Source organism: Globicatella sp. HMSC072A10 (genome assembly GCF_001811625.1).
Lineage (GTDB): Bacteria > Bacillota > Bacilli > Lactobacillales > Aerococcaceae > Globicatella > Globicatella sanguinis.
In genome coordinates, this window is the sequence record NZ_KV805695.1 from 1 (window position 1) to 4,839 (window position 4,839).

Here is a 4,839-nt window from a genome sequence, read left to right on the forward strand (position 1 = left end):
CTTGACCAAAGGCCATTATATTTTTGTAGTAAATTTGCTGTGGACGATAAGATAATGGGCTTAACTTGTGGGTCATCTTTGGAGGTTAAGTACCAGAAGAATTGAGGACTGCGGTCTAGTTCCGAAATCATCTCATTAGTCAATTTATTATGTGGAATTTCACTTAAACCAGATGAAAATTCTTGGGCATCAGTCAAAATTACTTACTCTTTAGCCGAATCTACTTTTACCGTTTTTTGGGTCATCTGTTCAATCCGATTTGAAATACTTTGCGTGATAAAGTAACTGCTGATAGCTAATAATATTCCTAGAATGCTTATGATGAAATAATATTCGTATGGAGTAAATTTTCTTTTGTTGTTCAATTTTATCTAAGCTCCCTAGTTTTTCTCTTAATTCCATTATAGCCGATTGAAAAATTAATAATAGCTACCTTGGTTAATTTTCATTAAATTATTTTCAAAAATGTGTTATGATATTTTTGTATACTAAAATTAAATTTAATAATGAAGGATGAGGAGATGGATCAATGACAGTTGATGAAACATTATTGGTAAAACTGACGGAAGCCAATGCGATTGGTGGCAATGAAGGCCAGGTTCGTTCTATTTTTAAAGAAGCAACAAAATCGGTGGCCGAAGACTATTTAGAAGATGGTCTAGGAGGAATTTTTGCTCAACATACAGGAAATGAAAAGGGGCCTCGTGTGATGATTGCGGGCCATATGGATGAAGTTGGCTTTATGGTGAGTCAAATTACCGAAAAAGGTTTCTTGAAATTTGTTCCCATCGGTGGTTGGTGGAGTCAAGTCGTTTTAGCGCAACAAGTGACCGTTACCACACGTGACGGCAAAACATTCCATGGTGTAACAGGTTCGAAACCACCCCATGTTTTAACACCAGAGGCGCGCAAACAACCAGTGGAAATGAAAGATGTTTTCGTGGACTTGGGTGCTAGTTCAAAAGAACAAGTATTAGAATGGGGAATTCGTCCAGGTGACATGATTACACCTTACATTAAGACACAACGTATGAATGGAACGCCATTCTTATTAGGTAAAGCATGGGATAACCGTATCGGTGTTGCAGTGGCGATTGAAGTATTAAAAGAATTAGCAGCCAGTGGCCATGAAACAGTGTTATTCTCGGGTGCTAATGTTCAAGAAGAAGTAGGTTTAAGAGGAGCTAAGGTGGCGACTCATTTATTAAATCCTGATCTTTCAATTGCTTTAGATACGGGAACAGCTGGTGATACACCAGGTATGACCGAAAAAGAAGCAGATAGTATTTTAGGAAAAGGACCTCAAGTCATTATTTATGATGCATCGATGATTGCTCATAAAGGGTTTAGAGAATTTGTCATCGATGTAGCAGAAGCTGAAGACATTCCGTTCCAATATACATTCATTACGGGTGGTGGGACAGATGCTGGTTCACAACATCAAAGTTTAAATGGTGTGCCATCGATTGCGATTACAGTACCCGTTCGCTATTTACACTCTCATACATCAATTATTCACGAAGATGATTTCAAAAATACCGTTCGACTTGTAGTAGCCATTATTAAAAAATTAAATCAAGATACCCTTAAAACAATTAAAGAAAATGCTTAATTTGAGGTGATAGGATGAAATTATATTGTATTGGATCAGCGGGGGGTTACCCTTTAGGAGATAATGGAACAACTTCCTATGTGGTAACCTCTTCGGATGGTGCGTATCACTTGTTATTAGATGCTGGCAGTGGTTCAGCTTTAGCAATTGAAGAGTATATCCCTGTCAATGATTTAGACGCCGTATGGTTAAGTCATGACCATCCTGATCACAGTGCGGATATTGGAATTTTTCAACATCTTTTTTTCCTTAAAAAACCGGCTAGCAAAAAAGGACTCATTCCGGTTTATATGAACAAGAATTCGAGTTTATGGCCGATTATGATGACAGATGCCTCAACAGAGCCGCGCCAATATTTAATTGAAGAACCAATGGATATGGGTCCATTTAAAGCAAGCTTTATTAAAACAACGCATCCAGTAGAGTGTGCTGCAATACGTTTAGAAGAAAAATCAATTCAAAAAGTATTAGTCTTTACGGCTGATTCCGGTTGGCAAGATTCTATGGTCGATTTTGCTAAGAACGCGGATGTACTGATTGCGGATACAAATTTTCCAGCAGCTAAAGGGCGTAATACGATTCATATGACCTCAACAGAAGTCGCTACCTTAGCCAATATGGCTAAAGTAAAGCAATTGGTGGTTTCTCATATTCCCCCACAAGCGGATGGAGACCAAATAATGTCTGAAGTCACAATGGCACTTCAACCGACGATTAATATTATAAAAGCAGTACCAAAATTAGAAATTGAATTTTAAAGTGGAGGTTTGAACATGATTTTTGTAGACAATGAAAATAATTATGATGCTAGTGTCAATATTGCTTTAGAAACTTACTTAGTAGAGAACAAGTTGGTAGACGAACCGATATTACTCTTCTATATCAATAAACCATCAATTATTATTGGACGTAACCAAAATACAATCGAAGAAGTAAACCAACCTTATTTAGATGAACATGGTATTCAAGTAGTCCGTCGTATGTCAGGCGGGGGTGCGGTTTATCATGATTTAGGTAATGTATCCTTCTGTTTCATTAAGGATGACGATGGCTCATTTCGTGATTTCGCCAGCTTTACTAAGCCGGTCATCGAAGCCCTACATAAATTAGGTGCAACAGGAGCAGAATTACAAGGGCGCAATGATTTATTGATTGATGGCAAGAAATTTTCAGGAAATGCGATGTATGCTAAAGATGGTCGTATGACGGCACATGGAACCATTTTATTTAATTCAGAGTTAGACGAAGTTAATAATGCTTTAAAATCTCGTAAGGAAAAAATTGAATCAAAAGGAATTAAATCGATTCGCTCTCGTGTCACCAATATTGCCCCTTATGTTAAGGATGAATACAAAGATTTATCGATTGAAGAATTTCGTGATGTTTTATTATTAGAAATTTTCGGTGTCGCTTCAAAAGAAGAAGTACCTCGTTACCAATTGACTGAAGAAGATTGGAAAAAAGTTTATGAAATTCGTGAACAACGTTTTGGTAATTGGGATTGGAATTATGGTCAATCGCCAGCTTTTGATATTGAAAAAAGTAGAAAGTTTGATTTCGGATTGGTGGATTTCCGTTTTAATGTCACGAATGGTAAAGTGAGCTCTGCTAAAATTTATGGTGACTTCTTTGGCTTAGGCGATATTAAAGATGTTGAAGAAAAATTAGTAGGGGTGAAATATACTAAGGAGGATTTCTTAACAGCTTTTGACGCAATCGATGTTAATAAATATTTTGGTCGTGTAACGAAGGAAGAAATTATTGAAATGTTATTTGCTTAATCGGTGAGTGTGAGCGACTTGAACGTAGAGCTCATAAAATTGGTTGTGCGATTGAATACAATATTCGTTTTACAATGTGATTAAATGATATGAACCATTTAATAGGCAATCTTCGTTTCACAATGCGATAGAATGATATAGACCTTTTAACAAGAATTATGCGCTTTACGATGAAATAGAATAAATACGACAATAACGAACCTGGTGTGCTAGTTGAACGAGTGGTAAAAAGAGCTACTCAATCACATTAACACACCAGGTTTATTATATTTATTTTTTGTTATAAAATGCATGGACTAAATCGGCTGCATTAAAGTACTTTTGCATCAAAATTAGCTTTGTTGAGTATTGGAAATAATAATATAAAAGATGACATAAAAGATACCAGCTGCTGGCCAGATAATCCAAGACGTTGCCCAAGCATCAAAATATAAACTATAGACAATATAAATAAATAAGGCAGTCATCCAATAAATCGTAATCCAAGGCTCGATCTTTGATTTAACTTTTTTCTTTGAAGGTTGATACTCACCTTCTTCTAGTAACATTGCATAAGTATTCCGTGGTATACTAGTTTGGATTAGTAATGCAACACTAAACGCTACCAGAATTAATAAAATAGCAATTCCTATTATTGAGATAAATTCATTGGCGAATAATAACTCAGCAATGAGAAAACTTAAAGGTGATAAAATAAGTAAGACGATAGCAAGAATTAATTTACCAATAAAAGCGTTGCGTGATTGATGTTGCTTTTCTTGAATTAAAGGGATAATCCCTGGATCGAGAGCAATCGGCTCATTTTCCATAAATTCATATTCAGATAATTGCATCCCGGCAAAAATTAAAATACCAACGCCAATGGCAACGAAACTTAACACAAAAATAATGCCAATCAATGAGGCGGTGTTTTCGGTTAAATCTAATTTTCCAGATTCTTGCGCTTGCGATAATAGAATTAAAGCTATTGGCGAAGTAATTAAGATAGCAGCAGCTAGAGCATACCATTTAGCCATTTTTTGTCTTAAATCGATAAAGTTTTTGGCCATTTCCAAGGTGACTCTTTTGGCAGGTGTCGATCCTTTTTGAACCGATGATGATTCGAGTAAATCATCTTTTAAGAGATAATCGGTTGACACGTCGAATAGTTGACTTAGTTGGATAATTTTTTCTGAGTCTGGAATCGCTTGATTACTTTCCCACTTTGAAACAGATTGACGCGAGATGTTTAACTCCTGTGCTAATTCTTCTTGAGACCAATGACGACTCTTCCTTAATTCATAAATTTTTTCGGCTAAGTTCATTTTTATCACTCCAATTTTGTTTTATTTTCTACTTTAATAATAGTAAAAAGAGTGAACGAATGCTATCAACATGAGTTGACAATGTGTCAACTAGTGGTTGCAACTTTGATAGTAAGCGTCCTATATCAGAGTATCTTGATAC

5 protein-coding genes are annotated in these 4,839 nt (G+C 35.9%); 3 read left to right on the plus strand and 2 right to left on the minus strand.

What is annotated here, in order from left to right; all coding sequences use genetic code 11:
* Positions 1-197, minus strand: a 197-nt coding sequence (locus HMPREF2811_RS04210) for a hypothetical protein (protein WP_141749258.1), incomplete at its 3' end; no start/stop codon positions are given.
* A 332-nt stretch (positions 198-529) separates the two neighbouring features.
* Here HMPREF2811_RS04210 and HMPREF2811_RS04215 point away from each other — a divergent pair.
* The 3 genes from HMPREF2811_RS04215 to HMPREF2811_RS04225 are packed head-to-tail and all read left to right on the plus strand — an operon-like array spanning position 530 to position 3,393.
* Positions 530-1,612 (plus strand): M42 family metallopeptidase, encoded by a 1,083-nt coding sequence (locus HMPREF2811_RS04215; RefSeq protein WP_071408239.1) that lies wholly within the window; start codon positions 530-532, stop codon positions 1,610-1,612.
* Between the two features lie 14 nt (positions 1,613-1,626).
* Positions 1,627-2,370: an MBL fold metallo-hydrolase gene (locus HMPREF2811_RS04220; protein WP_071408240.1), complete on the plus strand. Its 744-nt coding sequence runs from the start codon at positions 1,627-1,629 to the stop codon at positions 2,368-2,370.
* A gap of 15 nt (positions 2,371-2,385) precedes the next feature.
* Entirely contained in the window at positions 2,386-3,393 is a 1,008-nt protein-coding gene (locus HMPREF2811_RS04225) for a lipoate--protein ligase (RefSeq protein ID WP_071408241.1), read from the plus strand.
* Positions 3,394-3,725: 332 nt separating this feature from the next.
* On the opposite strand, the gene HMPREF2811_RS04230 is transcribed toward HMPREF2811_RS04225, so the two are convergent.
* The gene (locus tag HMPREF2811_RS04230; RefSeq protein ID WP_071408242.1) at positions 3,726-4,697 is read right to left on the minus strand and encodes a helix-turn-helix domain-containing protein; all 972 of its coding nucleotides are present in this window, start codon (positions 4,695-4,697) and stop codon (positions 3,726-3,728) included.
* Between the last annotated feature and the right edge of the window lie 142 nt (positions 4,698-4,839).